The sequence below is a fragment of the Paenibacillus phytohabitans genome (assembly GCF_013141775.1).
GTDB lineage: Bacteria > Bacillota > Bacilli > Paenibacillales > Paenibacillaceae > Paenibacillus_AQ > Paenibacillus_AQ phytohabitans.
In genome coordinates this window covers 128,963-147,289 of sequence record NZ_WHOB01000089.1, presented here as the reverse complement: position 1 = coordinate 147,289, position 18,327 = coordinate 128,963, and the positions used below count along the sequence as shown (strand labels likewise).

General features: G+C 53.4%; 15 protein-coding genes. 10 read left to right on the top strand and 5 right to left on the bottom strand.

The features are described 5' to 3' along the window. Nucleotides 1-67: 67 nt before the first annotated feature. From GC101_RS29845 to GC101_RS29830, 4 genes are all read right to left on the bottom strand, one after another. Nucleotides 68-1,468, bottom strand: coding sequence for a hypothetical protein (locus GC101_RS29845; protein WP_171720295.1), 1,401 nt, complete (start codon nucleotides 1,466-1,468; stop codon nucleotides 68-70). Continuing rightward, complete coding sequence (locus GC101_RS29840; protein WP_171720294.1) at nucleotides 1,462-2,055, bottom strand: sigma-70 family RNA polymerase sigma factor; 594 nt, start codon at nucleotides 2,053-2,055, stop codon at nucleotides 1,462-1,464. Before GC101_RS29840 ends, GC101_RS29845 begins: the two co-directional genes overlap by 7 nt. 135 nt (nucleotides 2,056-2,190) lie before the next feature. Further along, nucleotides 2,191-3,651 (bottom strand): hypothetical protein, encoded by a 1,461-nt coding sequence (locus GC101_RS29835; protein ID WP_171720293.1) that lies wholly within the window; start codon nucleotides 3,649-3,651, stop codon nucleotides 2,191-2,193. A 47-nt stretch (nucleotides 3,652-3,698) separates the two neighbouring features. Next, complete coding sequence (locus GC101_RS29830) at nucleotides 3,699-4,907, bottom strand: MFS transporter (protein WP_171720292.1); 1,209 nt, start codon at nucleotides 4,905-4,907, stop codon at nucleotides 3,699-3,701. Between the two features lie 161 nt (nucleotides 4,908-5,068). Between GC101_RS29830 and GC101_RS29825 the strand changes: the two genes are divergently transcribed. From GC101_RS29825 to GC101_RS29790, 8 genes are all read left to right on the top strand, one after another. After that, a complete protein-coding gene (locus GC101_RS29825) occupies nucleotides 5,069-5,506 on the top strand; it encodes a pyridoxamine 5'-phosphate oxidase family protein (RefSeq protein WP_042133062.1) in 438 nt (145 codons plus the stop codon). A 296-nt stretch (nucleotides 5,507-5,802) separates the two neighbouring features. After that, a complete protein-coding gene (locus GC101_RS29820; protein WP_171720291.1) occupies nucleotides 5,803-6,840 on the top strand; it encodes an EAL domain-containing protein in 1,038 nt (345 codons plus the stop codon). 96 nt (nucleotides 6,841-6,936) lie between these two features. Then, entirely contained in the window at nucleotides 6,937-7,611 is a 675-nt protein-coding gene (locus tag GC101_RS29815) for a winged helix-turn-helix domain-containing protein (protein ID WP_171720290.1), read from the top strand. Beyond that, the gene (locus GC101_RS29810) at nucleotides 7,608-9,041 is read left to right on the top strand and encodes a sensor histidine kinase (protein WP_171720289.1); all 1,434 of its coding nucleotides are present in this window, start codon (nucleotides 7,608-7,610) and stop codon (nucleotides 9,039-9,041) included. The genes GC101_RS29815 and GC101_RS29810 overlap by 4 nt, the downstream gene beginning before the upstream one ends. 96 nt (nucleotides 9,042-9,137) lie before the next feature. Then, nucleotides 9,138-10,049 carry an ABC transporter ATP-binding protein gene (locus GC101_RS29805; protein ID WP_042133070.1) on the top strand — a complete coding sequence of 304 codons (912 nt, stop codon included), beginning with the start codon at nucleotides 9,138-9,140 and terminating at the stop codon, nucleotides 10,047-10,049. Continuing rightward, a complete protein-coding gene (locus GC101_RS29800; RefSeq protein ID WP_171720288.1) occupies nucleotides 10,046-10,762 on the top strand; it encodes an ABC transporter permease in 717 nt (238 codons plus the stop codon). Before GC101_RS29805 ends, GC101_RS29800 begins: the two co-directional genes overlap by 4 nt. A 1-nt stretch (nucleotide 10,763) precedes the next feature. After that, complete coding sequence (locus GC101_RS29795; RefSeq protein ID WP_042133074.1) at nucleotides 10,764-11,501, top strand: ABC transporter permease; 738 nt, start codon at nucleotides 10,764-10,766, stop codon at nucleotides 11,499-11,501. A gap of 218 nt (nucleotides 11,502-11,719) precedes the next feature. Continuing rightward, nucleotides 11,720-12,085: an ArsR/SmtB family transcription factor gene (locus tag GC101_RS29790; RefSeq protein ID WP_039299548.1), complete on the top strand. Its 366-nt coding sequence runs from the start codon at nucleotides 11,720-11,722 to the stop codon at nucleotides 12,083-12,085. A gap of 313 nt (nucleotides 12,086-12,398) precedes the next feature. On the opposite strand, the gene GC101_RS29785 is transcribed toward GC101_RS29790, so the two are convergent. Next, a complete protein-coding gene (locus tag GC101_RS29785) occupies nucleotides 12,399-13,385 on the bottom strand; it encodes a cation diffusion facilitator family transporter (RefSeq protein WP_171720287.1) in 987 nt (328 codons plus the stop codon). Nucleotides 13,386-13,718: 333 nt separating this feature from the next. On the opposite strand from GC101_RS29785, the gene GC101_RS29780 reads away from it, so the two are divergent. Beyond that, entirely contained in the window at nucleotides 13,719-16,037 is a 2,319-nt protein-coding gene (locus GC101_RS29780; protein WP_171720286.1) for a heavy metal translocating P-type ATPase, read from the top strand. A 353-nt stretch (nucleotides 16,038-16,390) separates the two neighbouring features. Then, nucleotides 16,391-18,283, top strand: coding sequence for a methyl-accepting chemotaxis protein (locus GC101_RS29775; RefSeq protein WP_246354578.1), 1,893 nt, complete (start codon nucleotides 16,391-16,393; stop codon nucleotides 18,281-18,283). The last annotated feature ends 44 nt before the right edge of the window (nucleotides 18,284-18,327 follow it).

Below are 18,327 nucleotides of genomic sequence, written 5' to 3'. Positions count from 1 at the left end.
ACGGGTATTGCTATGTTCTTACGGTGTATTATAGACGCCGCTCTTGCGGTTGTCCAGTCTCCCCGTCCTAATCTTCGAGCTTTAGCGGCAGAATCCAGGGGCCTTTGAGCAGGAATTGAGGCTCCGACATTCTAAAACGCAGCGTATCCGCGCCGGGCTCTGCATCCAGAAGAAGAGTCTTCAAGATTCTTGGGAATGTCTCGGTATCCTGCCAGCCGTATGAATATTTGTCCCCAGAACCCGGGTAGCGGATGAAGAAATGCGTCAGTGACTTTGCCGCTTCGGGATCAAAATTCATATCCACATCAACGCTGACAGCCGTCCCGCTGCTGCGCTCAATGCGGGTGAATTCTACCGGGTAACCGGCGATCTCAGCGGTAATGTGGAGAGGCGCACTCTCCCCGCTGGCGGGCAGCGGCAGAACGACCTCCCGGGAGAGTGCCTTCCGTTCCGCTATTTCGATGTAAGGGATGACGACCCTGTAAGACTGTTCTTCAGCTGATGCCAATTCCCGGAACGAGAACTCCGACGGGTAGACCATGGTTGAAGGAGGTTCAACCTTCGCTTTGACTCCCTCTGCATTCTCGACATACAGGCCATTCCAGGATACCAGCGGCTCCAGTGAATAAGAATGGACGGCGGAGAACGAATCTGGAAGGGCCGGAACTAATTCAACGCGGACAAGTCCGTCATCCAGACGAACCGGAAAAGCCGTAATCCGCACTTCCTGGTGCACATCGCTTGCGCCTAAATGCTGCAGATCATCGGCGGTCACCGGTGCTTGAAGCACCAGTGGCCCGACTGCTGCTCCATGGATATACAGAGTCACCGGTTCAGCGGTTTCAAGCTCCAAATTTCCGGGAAGTGCAGTGCTGAAGCTTGCATACCAGTCTCCGGATGCAGAAGACCGCATATTGGAAGTAAAGGTATAACGGTCCCCTCCGATGTCTGCCTGAAATTCAGTAATGACGGGAGTCTGCTGTCCCCGCAGCGTAATGGTCCCGCTGTTCTCCTGCAGAAGTACGGCATTGACTGTCAGCTTTCCCTTGCCTATGGAAGCAGTGTAGGGCTTCTCCAGAACATAAAGCTGACTGCCCGGGCTGCTCTCCAGAACAGTGCCGAAGCCGGGCAGGAAGCTAAGGGCTTGCTTTAGACCTGCCTGGGCGTCAGGGGAGAACGCCAGCAGGCCTGCGGCCATAAGGATCGCGGCCGCCGCCGCTCCAATAGCTGCCCGCCGCCGCGGCTTGCGGACAGCAGCAGGCAGTTCAGGCGCCGGTTCAGTCTGAATAAGGTCGAGGGTACGGCTCTTGATCCGCTCAAGCGAAGCAATCTCTTCTTTAGACCCGGGTACCGGGCTGGACTCAGGCTCCGACAGTAATCCGTCCAGTGCAAGTTCAGCCTCGCTGAATTCCAGAAGATCGAGCTGATCAAATATGCTTTTCTCGCCGCTGTTCATATCCTTTACCATGACCCGAGTTCCCCCTTTCCATCTTCGCCAGTCAGATGTATAGCCTGCTTCAGCATTGTCCGGCAGCGGTACAGACGGCTCTCGACAGCTTTTTTACTGAAGCCAAAGGCCGCAGCCAGTTCATCCAGACTCTCGTATAGGTAATACCTGCGCAGAAACAGGCTGCGGTCCGGTTCACGGAGCTGCCCGATATAGCGGAGCAATTCCCCCGTTGCCTCACGTTGTAGAAATTCCCGTTCGGTGTTGGTCCCGCTCTGCATGTTCAGTGTTGCTTCGTTCAGCGTCCTGCCAAGTCCCGGCTGCAATTTACGCCTCAGATCCAGCGCCTTGTATTTTGCGAGCAGGAATATCCAGGTGCGGAAGGAAGCGCGTGACGGGTCGTAACGTCCGATATTGTTCCAGGCCGCGAGAAACACATCGCTGACACATTCCTCGGCATCTTCTGCACTCCCGCAGCCGGCCAGAATACGCTGGACCAGTCTGTGCACATCGGGTCCGTAGAAGTCGATGGCATCCGCGAGAGCTTGCTTATCTTTAGTTCTGAACCGGCCGGGCCAGTCCAGGCTGTCATGATCATTACGCGTCATAGGAACCTCCGGCATTTCTTTTCATGAGTAACCTACTAAGAAGTCGTATATGTATTACTACGCATGCCGGCGGCAAGATCACTCAGAAGAATTGTGAAGTGAATAATAAAAAAAGCCGCCGTCACCGGCAGCCCCTCAATCCTTATCATAGAACCGCTTCTTACGGCGGCTGCGTATTCCGTTCCACGCCTCCCTCAGCGTCAGGCCCAGGCTGACTGCGATCCCGGAGAAGGTGAGGAACAGCGCCAGGTACTCAAACGCAGAGTACTCCAGCATTTTGCTCCAATCGATCGGTGCCTTCAAGTCCTCAATGACCTGATTCATCCCGTAAATCCCGCTTATTACCGTAAATACAGTCAGAACCATCAGCAGCGTATCCCGGCGTTTGGCCTGGAATTTATCCTGATACTGGAACAGGTCATTCAAGGTCATCTTCACTTCATCGAACAGGGCGTCATTGCCGTAAACCTTGCGCAGCTGGAAGAAGATCTCCCGTCCCTGCGACTGCGAAATCAGCTCCAGAAAGTAGAATTTGGCCGAGAACTTATTAATCAGGAAGATCAGATTCTCGATCTCGTCATAATCGTGGTTGATGCGCAGCCGGGAATGCAGATTGGCCAGCTTCAGCAGCACGATTTTATGAAAAATACTCAGCAGCAGCCCGTAATAATACTCCCCGTACATCTGGTTAATCAGCTGGGTGGCGATGTCAGATTCGGCCCGGCTTAGGCAGCAGAAGGTCTGCTCATTAGTCATATAATAGGTGTCCGGCCCCCAGCGGCTGTAGCAATGTTCAGAGGTATATTGTTCGATATATTCAGGATCGCTGGCACTGGTATAGGGTTTACCCTCCATATTCAGCCCATCCAGCTGGGAGGCACGGTAGCGCAGCTCGACACTGATCTCATCTATTTCTTCCACGCGGTTGAAGCCATAGAAAGCCTGCACCAGCATCCGTTCATCCACGAAAAAAGGCAAGGTCTCAAAATACGCGCCATCGATCTCCGCAGGGTCGAGAAACGGCTCCAGCCCGGCAACCAGATTCTTGAACACGAAATCCTCCACTTGACCGAAAGACTTCTTATGACAATGGATATAAGTCTGTTTATCCTGATAAGACACATCCTCCAGCGTACGGAAGCGGTCAGCGAATTCCAGCGCAGTGCTGTAGGTGAGGTGCTCCTCCTCTATGGCTACTCGTACAGTCAGGAAGCCCAGCTCAAACGGGCACAGGAACACATCCGTGGACAGCACGCGGAAATTCACGGATTGAAACGGCATTTCAAGCTGGCACTGCAGATTGTTCACCCGGGAAAAGCGGCGGAAGGAATCAGCATCCTTCTCACGCGGAAAGAGGACATGAGCGGCGAACGGCAGGTAGCTGCGCTCCATTTTCTCATGGGACACGCAGTAGCCCTCCCCGTAATAAGCATGCTCAAGATCCTTGTTATCAAGAAAAAAACGCGTAAACCCGCCCTGCTGCAGACGCCCGATCAGCTCTTTGTCCTGCCCGGCCTTGATGGAGAAGGGGAAAATGAATTGCAGTAATGCAGTATGCAGTGTGGGTTCGGGTCTCTCGGAGTGCAGCTCAGCCATATAGGGGTTCCGTCCTTATTCACAGGATATTGAACTTGCTTATTATATTACCCGATTTTCCAGGCGGCCACGCTAAGCAGGAATAATACGGCGGCAAAAGCGGCCAGAAGCCCCGATGTCTGGGCCACCTGCATATGGTCCATGGACCAGCCGGTCAGCAGCGGCAGCACCGCGCCGCCGATTCCGCCCGAGGCGATCATGATGCTTGGCGTGGATTCCTCCGCACCGGGCAGCAGCTTGCTTGCGAAGACTAGGGCGATGGAGAAGATGCCGGACATGAACAGCCCGAGCAGCAGAATGACAGCGAATGCGGCAATCCGGTGCTCTGCGAACGGGAAAATAACCAGCAGCAGCAAAGCGGCGAAGCAGCTGATGAGCACATAGATGCGGTAGGAAATCCGCTCGGCAACCACACCGGCGAATAGTCTTCCCGCCGACATAGCCAGCCAGAAGAAGGTAACCGTCAGCGCTGCCGCAGCTTCGCTCATGCCAAGCTTGGCGATGAAGATCGCCGGCATGAAATTGACCAGACTCATCTCGGTACCTACATAGAGAAAGAAGAAGACGATGAACAGGCCAAGCAGTACCCACTGTTTACCCTTGTAGGGCAGGCGTCCGGATTTGCCGGCGGCGGGTACTGTTGCACTTGCTGCTGCATCTGCGGAGGCCGCGGCAGCGGCAGGGCGTGACGGCCGCTCATCCAGCACACGCTGGAGCGGACCGAAGCTGCTCTTCGCCCAGAAGAGCAGCGAAACCAGAGAAAAGGCGGCAACGATCAGGAAAGCCAGCCTCCAGCTGCCGGCGGCAATCAGCGGACTTGCGGCCAGCGGCATGAGCAGCGCGCCTACACCGAATAGCACCTCCAGCCGGCTCATGGCAATTGCCGTTCCTTCGGTAATCGCGGCGATAATAATCGTGCCGATGACGGCTTCGATCATGCCGAAGCCGAAGCCTGCAGCTATCGCGATCACGTACATCCAGCCCCAGGGCGGGAGGAAGGCGTAGGCCGTTTCGGCGCAGACCAGCAGCCCGGTGGCGATCAGGATGCCGCCGCGTTTGCCGAAGCGGCGGTTCAGCAGCGGCGAGACTAGCACACCGGCGAGGAAGCCGCCGAACTGGCTGAAGATCAGCTCGCCTCCGGCACTGTAGCTGCGGTCATAATGCTGGAGCAGCACAGGCAGAATAGAGCCCAGCACCACATGGGCAAGGCCGATGACGAAATAGGAGAGACAACCGATCCAGATTAATTTTTTCAAGGGGAGAGACTCCTTCTGGGTGAATTTATGAACATAGTCCGGGATTCATTATGAACCGAACGGGTACACTATAATAAGCACAGTTTTTATAATAAATCCAAACTGCGGATGTGAATATATAAACTTATATTCACATGAATTCGAAAGGAGCTTTCTCGTCAATGGATAACAAAGAGCTGGAGAAAACGATCATACAGGTGCTGGATGACAACAAGTTCGGGTCCTTCGGCACGATAGAAGCCGGCAACAAACCTAAGGTGCGTTATATGGCGGTATTTCATGACGGATTGAACATTTATCTGGCTACGAACCGCAAGACCCATAAGGTAGAGGAGCTTAAGGATAATCCGAATGCTTGTCTGCTGCTGGGTTACGAGCAGGGCGGCGGCAAGGATGTGCTGGAGATTGAGGCTACCGTAGCTGTCACCAAAGATGAGGGTTTGCGTTCGAAAGTATGGAACACTTCCTTGGAGCAATGGTTCAAGGGACCGGATGATCCCGATTATGTAATCCTGGAGCTCTCCCCGACACGGATTGAATATATGGGCAAAAATAAGGAACACGGAGTATGGCAGGGGGCTGCTGCGGTATCCAAGTAAGTAAGCGGCGGTACTGAAGGGCCCCAGTCCTTTATAATAATAGAGGTAATGTTTATGATCAGGCCTTTCCTGAGCCTTAGGGTTCGGGAAGGGCCTTGCCGCGTTGTGCAAATATAAGAAGTTACAGGTTTCACACGATAACTTATCCTTCTATTTCTCGCTGAAACGGTACCGTCCTTACAAAAGGACGGCAAAGCCGTTTCCACTTGTGCATGTCCGTAAATAATAGATCGAACATGGGGAATCATGCTATACTTGCCTCAGTATTTTGACATCCTGAGGCGGAGGCGATTGCCGTGAATTGTGTTGACTGCGCTGACATAGACCCGATTGAAGATGAAGGGGAGCTGAAGCTGCGCCCCTATTCTGTTCCGCTTGCCGCTGCGGTAAGGAATGCAGGATATGAAGTATTCGGAACAAGCAGGACCTGTATCATTCCGTACCGCTGCAAAGAAGAGTTGCTGGAGCTGTTAGGACAGCTGGAGGTATTCGAGCAGCAGCAGCAGATCTCCTTGTCCTTATGCATTAAGGGCAGAGGAGCCCGCATTACTCTGGAGCGCTGGCTGACTCTGGATCAGCTGAAGGTCCGCTTTTCCAGCGAGAATCTGGTTTCGATTATTATGAGCCATGATTTCTGCAGCCACATGCAGCCGATTGTGAATTTCTCCGAAGAGATTATTGGCTTTGAACTGCTGCTGCGGCCGCTGCCGCAAGGGAATCATTTTCAGCCGTATGAGCTGTTTGAGATTGCCCGGCGTACGGGCTTCCATTCCTTTCTTGACCGCGCGGCCAGGATTTCAGCCATTGAGACAAGTACAAGAATGCTGCCGAAGGGCATCAAGCGGTTCATTAACTTCCTGCCCTCCTCTATTTATAATCCCAAGTATTGTCTCACGCATACGTTCGAGACGATTCAGCGGCTGGATCAGAATCCGGAGGATTATGTATTTGAAGTGGTGGAAACGGAAAAAATAAACGATATGCCGCATCTCCGCGCCATTTTTGCCGAATACCGCCAGCAGGGTATGCTGGTTGCGCTGGATGATGTCGGTGCGGGGTATTCGACTGTAGAAGTGATGTCCAGCCTGCAGCCCGATTATGTCAAAATCGACCGTGATTTGATCAGCTTCTGCGATCAGAATAAGGACAAGCAGAACGTTCTGCGGGATATTATCTCCCGGGCCGGGGATTTCGGTGCAAAGGTGCTCGCCGAGGGAATCGAGCGCCGGGAGGAGTTTCTCTTCTGCCGTGACCTCGGCATGGATCTGGGGCAGGGGTATCTCTTCGGGAAGCCGGAAGAGAAGCCGCCGGCACATTTCGGATTCAGTGCCTGAATCAGCAAGATCCATTCTCCCCGGAGCGCAGTCTTGAAGGCTGCCTGCTTCCGGGGATTGTTATGTTATTTGAAGGAGAGAGGGGAGAGGTTCTGCGTGGGTGTTACAGTACTATATGTAGAAGATGACCGTGAGATTGGCAACGCAGTATCTGCGGATCTGCGGGAACGGGAGTATGCTGTCCGCTGGCTGGAGAGCGGAGAAGGCGCGCTGGAAGCGGCTGAGGGCTGCCAGCTGGTGATACTGGATGTGATGCTTCCGGGACTGGACGGGTTCACCGTCGGCCAGCGGCTGAAGCGGGTATACCCGGAGCTGCCGATCCTGATGCTCTCGGCGCGTACCTCCATTGACGATAAGCTCCAGGGGCTGGAATTCGCGGATGATTATTTAACCAAGCCGTTTCATCCCGATGAGCTGGCAGCCAGGATTGAAGTTCTGTTAAGAAGAAGCGGCACGGCTGCCCCTGCTCCCTTGATTCTTAAGCATCTGGTGGTTAGTCCGGGCAGCAGTGTGGTTACGGAAGCCGCAAGCGGACGGGAGATTATGCTTACCGGCAAGCAGTTCCAGATCTTCTCTTATCTGCTGCGCCATCTTGGCCAGATTCTGACCAAGGAGCAGATTTACGAAGCCGTCTGGGGCGAAAGCTATATCGAAGGCGACAAGACACTTATGGTACATATCCGGTATCTGCGTGAGAAGCTGGAGCTTGATCCGGCTGCGCCGGAGATTATTGAGACGGTCAGGGGTATCGGTTACCGGGTGAGAGGATGAAGAGGGCGGGGCGTTTCCAATTTCTGCGCCGTTCCCTGCTCTTCCGGTATCTGCTTATTATTATTGCTGCGCTGTTGTTTATTCCCGTTGTTGTCCCCCTTACTATTGTTCTGTACAGCACCTTTGGCGGATTCACCCGTGAAGATCCCCCCGAGGAATATGCGCTGTATTCAAGCGTCGATAAGCTGGAAATTATATGGCATGAGGAAGCGCGGAAGCTGCTTGGACAGCCGCCGGAGGGGATCACTGAGCGTCTCCGGGCTTTGAGCGAAACCTACCATCTGGCCCGAATATTCTGGGTAGATAATGAGGGCAGAACGCAACTGATCACGGTACCCTCAGGTCCCCCGCTGCTGGAGGGCGGCCATGCCGCCAGGGAGGTTCCCTCTTATTGGACAGCCGCCGACACGGTGTCCTTCATGAAGGATAGCGCAGCGCTTAAACCGCTGGCAATTGTTGCTTTTGTGGGGGATCAGGCTGCAGCGGGCGAGGGCTTCATGGTCATGCAGATTCCGGAAGTAATCACGAATGTGAAATACGCCCAGGGTCTGAATACGTGGTATATGGTAGTCATGATGATATTCTTCATAGTCTTCATCGGCAGCTCCTGGTTCTTCTTCATTATGATCCGCAGAAGGCTGCTGCGGCTGCAGACCGCTATGGTTTTTACCGGACGGGAGGGTCTTCCTAAGGCGGTTATTCCGGGCAAACCTGATGAAATCGGGCGGCTTGAGGAGGCATTCAATACGATGGTGACAGAGCTTGCCGCCAGCCGCTCCAGAGAGACGGAAGAAGAGGGCCTGCGCAAGCGCCTGGTTGCCGACCTGTCACATGATCTGCGAACCCCGCTCACCGTGATCCGCAGCCATCTGCATGTGCTGGGCAAGGAGGATTTATCGGCGCGCGGCCAGGAATCCCTTGAGCTGATGGATCAGCGGATCGAGAGTCTCGGAGGGCTGATTGACAATCTGCTGGCCTATAATCTGCTGAACAGCGGGCGGATGACGCTCAAGCTGGAGCAGAAGGATGTGCTAAGACTGCTGCGGGAGAGCGCGGCGGCCTGGTACCCGCTCTGGGAGAAGGAGGGGTATCAGATTGAGATTGATCTGGAGGCAGCGCCGCTCTACTGGGATGTTGATGTCAGCTGGTTCCGCAGGGTGCTTGATAATCTGTTCCAGAATATTCTGCGTCATGCGCGCAGCGGTTTATATGTAGGCATTTTTACAGAGATCCGCGGCGGTAACCGTGTTCTTGTAATCTTGGACCATGGCGGCGGCCTGGACGGGAGTACCGATTCCAAAGGGGCGGGCCTTGGCCTGTCCATTGTTGATCTGCTGCTCAAGCGGATGGAGCTGGAATGGAGTATGGAGAGTACGGGGCAGGGCACCGGGATTACAATCTGGAAGCGGCTGCCGGACCGGATAATTTGAACAAAATGCCGGACCGGAAAATTTAAACAAAATTTAAACTTGCTGCTTCCGCGCTTTTAACCTTGGGACGTTATGCTGAATACCGAGGTGAAGAGAATGAAGGATACAGTAATAGAAACAAGAGCTCTGCTTAAGGAATACCGTGGCCGTGCGGCCGTGAAGGAACTGAATCTAAATATCAGACAAGGGGAAATCTATGGATTCCTCGGTCCGAACGGCGCCGGCAAAACAACAACGATCCGTATGCTGCTGGGTCTGATTAAGCCGACCTCCGGCAGTATCGAAATTTTTGGCCGGGAGCTGCGCCGGAACAAGCTGCAAATCCTGCGCAAAGTAGGCTCTCTGGTGGAGTCCCCTTCCTATTACGGGCATCTGAGTGCCCTGGACAACCTGGAGGCAATCCGCCGGATTCTGGATGTGCCGAAGCCGCGCATTGCCGAGGTGCTGGATATTGTCTCGCTTACCGGGGAAGAGAAGCGGCCGGTCAAAGGCTTCTCGCTGGGCATGAAGCAGCGGCTGGGCATTGCCGCTGCGCTGCTCGGCAGCCCGGAGCTGCTGATTCTGGATGAACCGACCAACGGGCTGGACCCGTCGGGCATTCAGGAAATCCGCTCACTGATTAAGCGGCTGCCGGAAGAGCAGGGAATTACGGTTCTGGTATCCAGCCATCTGCTGAGCGAAATCGAGCAAATGGCCGGAACCGTCGGCATTATCCGTGAGGGGCAGATGGTCTATCAGGATACGATTGCCCATCTGCAGGAGCAGGCGGCAGGCAATCTGAGCCTGGCGGTATCAGAGCCGGAAGCTGCGCTGGTGACTGCACTGCGGCGCGGGTGCGGCGGTGAGCTGCAGGAGGGAAGGCTGATCCTGCCCCGGATGAGTGATGCCAGAGTATCGCTCCTGGTCAAAGAGCTGGTCGAGGACGGCCATGCGGTCTACAGAGTGGAAGAGCACAGACAATCGCTGGAGGAATTCTTCCTGCAGGTAGTTGGGGGAGGGCAATCATGATGTGGCGTGCACTGTCGGCGGACTGGCTCAAGATCCGCGGCAAAGGCTTATGGTTCCTGGTGTTCCTCGGACCGGTCGGTCTGATTGCCATGCAGGGAGTGAATTTCGGGCTCCGCTATGATTATCTGCGGAATCAATACCAGGCGGATTTGTGGGGAGGCCTGCTTCGCAATGTGTCCGATTTCGTACCGGTAGCCTTGTACCTCGGCGGGACACTGGTCTGCTCGCTGATTGCAAATATCGAGCATCAGACGAGTTCGTGGAAGCAGCTGCTGGCGTTGCCTGTCTCGCGCACGGCTGTGTTCATGTCCAAGCTGCTGATCTGCCTGCTGCTGCTTGTGGTGTCCTGTCTCCTGCTGTCGGCAGGGACCGTCTTCCTGGGTCTGCTGCTCGGATTCAGTACGCAGCCCATTCCTTATGCGGATGTCCTGCGGATAGGATTTGCTTCTTACGCAGCGGCTATGCCTGTCATTGTGCTGCAGCTGTGGCTGTCCTTGTCCAGCCGTAACCAGACGCTTCCCGTATCTCTGGGCATGACATTGTCGCTGCTCAGCCTGTTCTCGGTATTCCTCTCCGAGTGGATTCCGTTATCCTGGCCTTCCCTGGCCTGGAATGCTGAGAATCCCTGGTTATTCAGCGGGGCAGGCCTGCTCCTTGGAGTCATAGTGCTGCTGCCGGGAGCCCTGCATTTCGCCCGAAAGGATGTGGCCTGAGATGAGACCATTCTTGCGAATTATGTCTGCGGAGCGGCTGAAGATGTCGGGGTCCTGGGTCTGGCTGCTGGTGCTAATCAGCCCGCTGATCGCATTGGCCGTCGGGGCTGTCGCAGACCGGCAGCCGGACGGGGTATTCACCTGGCAGGTGTTGCTCAGTGCCATGTCGGTTATTCACGCCATGTTATTCCTTCCGGTGCTCTCGGGCATCTTTGCGGCTCTGATCTGCCGCAATGAGCATAGTGACGGCGGCTGGAAGCTGCTGCTTGCCTTGCCGGTTAGACGAACCTCGGTATACCTGGCCAAATATACAATGGTTATGGCGCTCCTGGCTGCTGTGCAGCTGCTGTTTCTTGCAGCTCTGCTGGGCATGGGATTGTACCGCGGTGCAGAAGGAGCGATTCCCTGGGAACTGCTGCTGACCAGCCTGTTCGGCGGCTGGTTCGCCTGCCTGCCGCTGGCAGCGCTGCAGCTGGCCGTATCCCAGGGCTGGAGCAGCTTTGGCGCTCCTCTTGCGCTAAATGTATGCTTCACCATCCCCAATATCCTGATCGCGAACTCAGCAACATACGGGCCGTATTATCCATGGGTGCAGCCGATGCTTGCCATGTCGCCTTTCGGGGAGGACCGGTTCGGCGCTTTCAACCTGCCTGTGGAGAGCCTGATGATTGTAGTGTCCGGGAGCCTGGCGTTATTTCTGGGAGCGGGGTTGTTCTTCTTTTGGCGTAAAGCGGTATAAAGGCCGGGTTATTGCGGAGTAGGATATAATATTTGTGAGTGTGATTATGCTGATATTTCTAACTTATAGTTTGCATCTGCTTATACCAGTTATGTGCTGTCTCTCCTGTTCTACATTTCTCTCCATGGACATTGACCGCAGTTTTTTCTATAATTAATCGTAGAAGTAACTATTAACGGCCGGTGTAGCCGGATAAGCATATGGAGGAGGGCGAGAGCATGGAGCCAGCGGCACTTGAAGAATGCGACAACACATGCAATGGTTCCGAGCTGGAACCGGAATCTATGGCATTGATCCTGCCTGACCGCGGGACTACAGACAAGATGGCGGAGATGTTCAAGGCACTCGGCGATCCGACCAGAGTACGGCTCATTTATGCTTTATCCCAACAAGAGTTATGTGTGCATGACTTGTCGTCGATCCTGGATATGGGACAGTCCGCTGTTTCCCACCAGCTCCGTTACTTGCGCAATCTGCGGATTGTGAAACGCCGCAAGGAAGGCAAGACTGTATTTTACTCGCTGAATGATGCACATGTGGAGCAGATCTTCCTGCAGACCCATGAGCATATCCGGCATGAATAGATAGCTCTGAACATGAACAAGGGAATGTCCCGGCAGCTGCGAATAGGCTGCTCGGGGACATTCCCTTTTTGTATTACGGGGTGAATGAATTAACTGGTTCGAGCTAAAATCCTGTACGAAATACAACATTCCGCTCAGTAAAACGGCACTAATTGAAAATTGTTGTACATAATGCAGGATTCTTCCTCTTCCAGGCGGCTTAGCAGGAATATTCTTGCATTTCATACAACATTCCTCCCCTACACCCTGGTATCTATGAAACCAAGTTGCAATATGTACAACAATTATGCCTTGTCCGGCAAAAGCCTCCCAATTACACAGGAAGCTCCCTATGCTTCAAGGAAGAATTCTCAATCTGCAGGGTAGTGTGGTGAATGCCGAATTTGTCTTCCACAACCTTAAGTGCCTGCTGCAGCACCTGCTGGTGGTCAGTATGATCCCCGATCAGCAGATGGCCGCTGAGTGCATCCAGTCCGGAGCTAATCGTCCAGATATGCAGGTCATGCACATCTGTGACCCCTTCGATTCCCAGCAATGTTTCCTGCACATCACGTATATTCACCGTGAGCGGAGTACCTTCCATAAGAATATGAAAGGCCTGTCTGATAACGCCCCAGGCGCTGCGCAGGATGAGAAGGGCAACCAGCACGCTGATGATTGGATCTGCGACGTACCAGGAGAACAGATTCATGATAAGGCCGGCAATCAGGGCGCCGACGGAGCCGAGGGCATCGCCCATAATATGCAGATAAGCGCTCCGGATATTGATGTTGTCTTTAGCTTCGCTCTTGCGCATCAGCGACCAGGCGCTGATGAGATTGGCCAGCAGTCCGACAGCGGCAATCACCATCATGGTTCCGCTGGCAACAGCCGGAGGCGAGAAGAAGCGCTGGTACGCCTCCCACATAATAAAGCCGGCGATAACAAACAGCGTCACCCCGTTGAACAAGGCTGCCATAATCTCAAACCGGAAGAACCCGTAGGAGTTCTTCGATGACGGCGGCTTCGCGGCAATTATCATCGCAACCAGACTCAGTGCCAGCGAGGCGGTATCGCTGAGCATATGCCCGGAGTCAGATAACAGGGCCAAACTGCCGGTGACAAGGCCGCCGAAGAATTCGAGAAACATAATGCCGCCGGTAATAATTAAGGCGATCAGCAGGCCTTTCTTATTATTCGGTGCATGAGAATGAGAGTGTGAGTGTGAGTGTGAGTGCGAATTCGAATGGGAATGCCCCGCATCCTTACCATCAGGTGCCCCATTCTGCGTTGTCGTGACGGAATTTTTAGAATGATTCATGGGTAAAACCTCTTTTCAGTTAACATATGAATGATTGCTCATATGTTAATATTATGACGGCTGAAGGTAATTTACAAGGGTTTGCAGCAAGTTTATTTTCGTTGCTAGTTGTCGCAAAAATCCCTGTCGCTTCAATTACCGGTATACCGCACCTTCTCCAGTTCAAGCTATATAAGTTTTATTTAACGTTGTTTTAATGGTTATTTTTCATGAAAAAGCCAAAAACTATGCGCGGAGTGCATTGACACTGCAAGATTCAGGGGAATATAATATGTGTAAGTTAACATATGAACAAATACTCATATATAGGTTTTACCAAGGGAGATGAGTCATTTGAATACGGTACAAGGTAATGTGAAGCGTAAATGGGTACTCGAGGGTCTGGACTGCGCGAATTGCGCCATGAAGATTGAGAATAAGGTCAAGAAGATCGAAGGGGTATCTTCCTGTTCCGTGAACTTTGCGATGAAGACCATGACGCTGGAGACCGCTGCTTCTGCTGCAGAAGAAGTAGCTGAACAGGCGCAGCATACTGTCACTGCACTTGAACCGCATGTGAAGCTGCGTGAAGTCACCGCTTCGCGGGCGGTCAAGAAGCCGCTGGCTGCTGGCAGCCCAGGCCAGGCACGCCGCGTAGCTACTCAGGGTCAGGAGCATGACCATCCGGGCGGAGAGCCGCATGCCCATGCTGACACACACGGTCATGCCCATGCGGCTGCAGAGGATACCCATAGTCATACCTCTGCCGCTGAGGACGGTCATGACCACAGTCACGGCCACAGCCATGAGCACGGGGAAGGCGGTACGCGCAGAATCCTGCTGCGTTTGGCCGGCGGAGCCGTTCTGGCTGCTGCCGGGATGTTCCTCCCGGTCAGTGGAATCGCGGAACTGTTAATCTTCCTGGCAGCGTATCTTATCGTCGGCGGTGAGGTAGTCTGGTCTGCCGCGCGGAATATTATCCGCGGCCAGGTGTTTGATGAGAATTTCCTGATGGCGCTGGCGACCATCGGGGCTTTTGCCATCGGAGAGTATCCGGAAGGCGTTGCGGTTATGCTCTTCTATCAGGTAGGTGAGCTGTTCCAGGGGATGGCGGTGAACCGTTCACGCCGTTCGATTACAGCGCTGATGGATATCCGGCCGGAATTTGCCTACTTGAAGGAAGGCCGTAATCTGCGCAAGGTCTCGCCGGAAGAGGTAGCAGTTGGAGACAGCATCGTGGTTAAGCCGGGCGAGAAGGTACCGCTGGATGGCATCATTCTGGAAGGCAGCGCGATGATGGATACCTCGGCGCTGACCGGTGAATCCGTGCCCCGGTCAACCCAGCCGGGCAGCCAGGTGCTGAGCGGATTCATTAACCGCAATGGTGTGGTTACCATTGAGGTGACCAAGGATTTCGGCGAATCAGCAGTCTCGCAGATTCTGGAGCTGGTGCAGAATGCGACCAATAATAAAGCGAAGACAGAGAACTTCATCACGAAATTCGCCCGTGCCTATACGCCGGTAGTAGTGATAACAGCGCTGCTGCTGGCGGTGGTTCCGCCGCTGGTACTCAGCGGAGCCACGTTCTCGGACTGGATCTACCGTGCGCTCGTCTTTCTTGTTATTTCTTGTCCCTGTGCGCTTGTGGTATCGATCCCGCTCGGATTCTTCGGCGGTATCGGGGCCGCTTCGCGGAACGGTATTCTGGTCAAGGGCAGCAATTTCCTGGAAGCATTAAATGATGTGAAGGTTGTTGTATTTGATAAGACGGGAACCTTAACCAAAGGGCAATTCAGCGTGACCGGGAATTATCCGGCGGAAGGATTCACCCCGCAGGAATTGCTGCGGATTGCTGCTTATGCCGAGAGCCATTCCAGTCATCCGATTGCCGAATCGATCCGCTCCGCTTACGGAGAGGTCATCCCTGGAGAAGCCGTCACGGACTATAATGAAATTTCCGGCCACGGTATTGCTGTAACAGTCGAAGGCAAGGCGGTCCTGGCCGGGAATGCACGGCTGATGGAACGGGAGGGGATTGCAAGCCAGATCCCGCAGCAGAGCGGCACTGTGGTTCATATTGCTGTCGATAAGCAGTATGCCGGTTATATCGTTATTGCCGATGAAGTGAAAGAGGATGCACAGCGGGCCATCCAGGAGCTGAACGCGCTGGGAATCCGCAAGACCGTCATGCTGACCGGCGATGCTGCATCTGTAGCCGAGTCCGTCGGCAGACAGCTGGGCATTCAGGAGATTCATGCGGAGCTGCTGCCCGGAGATAAGGTGGAAGCGATTGAACGGCTGGAGCGGGAGAAGGGACCGAAGGAGAAGATTATTTTTGTCGGAGACGGGATTAATGATACTCCGGTGCTGGCTAGAGCCGATGTCGGGATCGCCATGGGCGGACTTGGCTCCGATGCAGCTATTGAAGCGGCAGATATTGTAATCATGACGGATGAACCCTCGAAGATTGCCGCCGCTATCGGCATTGCTAAGCGCACGCGGACCATTGTGTGGCAGAATATTATTTTTGCGCTGGGGGTCAAGGCCGTCTTCCTGCTGCTGGGAGCGTTCGGAATTGCCACCATGTGGGAGGCCGTATTCTCCGATGTCGGGGTAACCGTGCTTGCCGTGCTCAACAGTATGCGTGCATTGCAGCCTCCGAAATCAGGATAATGCTCAGCTGCCATATTTATAAATTCACTACTTTTGCCGGATTCTGATTTATAAATTATGAAATAATTATGAAAAAGTAAGCCGTCATGATCCTAAATATTGGGTCCTGAGGCTTATTTTTTATTGGATGTATAATGTTTTTTGTCTATTTATGCCGATATATCATTATATATTTACAGCATATGGAAGATTACAACGGTTTTCTGGGGGGACATTCGGTGAAGAAGGCAGGCTTGTGGTCAAAAATGAAAATGAATGCAAACAATGGAAAATCTGGTTCTCTGCAGAAAAAGTGGTCGTTGGTCATTTTAGCAGTTGCCATTGTACCTCTGCTGGGAGCGACCCTCTTTTTCATGCAATACTTTGGGGGCGTGACCCGGGCGGACAGTGAGGAGCTGGCAGAGAGTATCCTGGAGATGAATACTACACGGATCGATGAATGGATAAACTCCAAAACGTCTGCGGTACAGGAACTGATGGCCATGCATCCTGAATTCGACACCGCACAGCCGGGCACTATATTCCCGGTAGTCAAGGTGCTGGAAGACAGCGACAGGCAGTCCGAAGGCTACAGTGTCATTAATAAGGAAGGGGTATTGTCGAATTCCCTTAATCTTACCGCCGATGTCAGCGGTGAGGCCTATTTCCAGGAAGCCAAGACGAGCCATGCACCGGCTGTAGCCGATATGTCTTTTTTGGAGCAGCTGAATAAAAATATTATTCCGGTCTTCGTTCCGGCAGTGGACAAAAACAATCAATTCGCCGGAGGCATCGCCTTCTCGGTAACACCTGATATTCTGACGGAGATGAGCAAGAACATCCATGTAGCCGAAACCGGTTATGGATATGTGATTTCAGGACAAGGGAATTATTATACCTCTTCGGATCCGGAGCGGATCGGGAAGAACATTGCGGACTATGCCGGAACGCCGGAAATGAAGGAAGCCTACAAGAATATACTGGCAAACGACAAGGGTTCGGAGACCTACAAGGGCGAAGACGGTAAGCAGGTCATCACCTATTTCCGTACGATCCCCAGTACAGACTGGAAGCTGCTGATCAGCGTTCCAAAGAGTGAGATTACAGCCAAAGTAACTTCGGCACAGACCATCTCCCTGATATTCGTTGTTATAGTTATGCTGGTTGTTATCGGAATCTCGCTTTATCTTACCCGCTTGATTGTGAAGCCGATAGTAGCGATCTCCGGTGTAATGAGACGGGTGGCAGAAGGTCATCTGAGTGATCGGGTGGCAGTGCGTTCCGGAGATGAGATTGGCCAGATGAGCCAGAGCATCAATGATATGATTGCAAGCCTGGCCGGAATTGTCGGCAAAATCGATGCCACAGTCGCTCAGGTAGCGGTCTCTGCAGAGGGTGTGCTGAACTATGCCAGTCAGACCTCCAATACTTCGGCGGAGATCGAGACCGTGGTCCAGGAAGTGGCGCGGGGGATGGAAGAGCAGTTCAGAGGTTCGGAGCAGTCGGCCAGAGCCACGGAGGAGATGGCCATCGGGCTGCAAAGAATTGCCGAATCCTCGGTCAGTGTATCAGATCAGGCGGAAACGGTCAGTACCGAGGTAGAGAACGGTTATCTGGAGATCCAGGCTACACTTGAGCAGATGACAGTAATTAGCACTACTGCGGGGAAGACTTCAGAGCTGATCAACAACCTGACCGGTCAATCAGAGCAAATTGGACAGATCGTGGATGTGATCTCGGAAATCTCCAATCAGACTGGGCTGTTATCACTTAATGCTTCTATTGAAGCGGCCAGAGCAGGCGAGCACGGGCGCGGCTTCGGGGTTGTAGCGAACGAAGTGAAGAAGCTGGCTGAGCGCACCAATGGAGCCATCGTGAACATTGTTGAACTGATCCGCCAGATTCAAGAATCCACCAAGAATGCTGCGGTCTCTATGGAGAAGAGCGTAGTTGAAATCGGTGACGGTATGGGGAAAATGAAAAATGTGGGCGAATCGTTCAACCATATCCGTTCTTCCATCCGCGAGGTTTCCTTGCAGATTCAGGATGTATCTGCCATCAACGAGCAAATGTCGGCCGGGACGGAAGAGATTACGGCTTCCATCTCTGATATGCTGATCATTGCAAGGGATTCTGCGGAAAGTGCCGAGATGGTTGCAGAGGCTTCAACTGAACAGCGGAATCTGATGGGTAAGGTTGTAACCTCGGCTGAATCCCTGAATGGGCTGATGTCCGAATTGCGGAGCGAGATTGAGAAGTTCCATTAAGGGCTGGTTGCAATAAAAAAACACCCCCTCTGCCGCACGGGTTA

What these genes read in the sequence shown, in the direction of transcription:
- GC101_RS29835 (WP_171720293.1), bottom strand. Translation starts at nt 3,651, where the DNA reads ATGGCTGAGCTGCACTCCGAGAGACCCGAACCCACACTGCATACTGCA.
- GC101_RS29800 (WP_171720288.1), top strand. Translation starts at nt 10,046, where the DNA reads ATGATGTGGCGTGCACTGTCGGCGGACTGGCTCAAGATCCGCGGCAAA.
- GC101_RS29810 (WP_171720289.1), top strand. Translation starts at nt 7,608, where the DNA reads ATGAAGAGGGCGGGGCGTTTCCAATTTCTGCGCCGTTCCCTGCTCTTC.
- GC101_RS29845 (WP_171720295.1), bottom strand. Translation starts at nt 1,468, where the DNA reads ATGGTAAAGGATATGAACAGCGGCGAGAAAAGCATATTTGATCAGCTC.
- GC101_RS29775 (WP_246354578.1), top strand. Translation starts at nt 16,391, where the DNA reads ATGCAATACTTTGGGGGCGTGACCCGGGCGGACAGTGAGGAGCTGGCA.
- GC101_RS29805 (WP_042133070.1), top strand. Translation starts at nt 9,138, where the DNA reads ATGAAGGATACAGTAATAGAAACAAGAGCTCTGCTTAAGGAATACCGT.
- GC101_RS29825 (WP_042133062.1), top strand. Translation starts at nt 5,069, where the DNA reads ATGGATAACAAAGAGCTGGAGAAAACGATCATACAGGTGCTGGATGAC.
- GC101_RS29795 (WP_042133074.1), top strand. Translation starts at nt 10,764, where the DNA reads ATGAGACCATTCTTGCGAATTATGTCTGCGGAGCGGCTGAAGATGTCG.
- GC101_RS29790 (WP_039299548.1), top strand. Translation starts at nt 11,720, where the DNA reads ATGGAGCCAGCGGCACTTGAAGAATGCGACAACACATGCAATGGTTCC.
- GC101_RS29785 (WP_171720287.1), bottom strand. Translation starts at nt 13,385, where the DNA reads ATGAATCATTCTAAAAATTCCGTCACGACAACGCAGAATGGGGCACCT.
- GC101_RS29840 (WP_171720294.1), bottom strand. Translation starts at nt 2,055, where the DNA reads ATGACGCGTAATGATCATGACAGCCTGGACTGGCCCGGCCGGTTCAGA.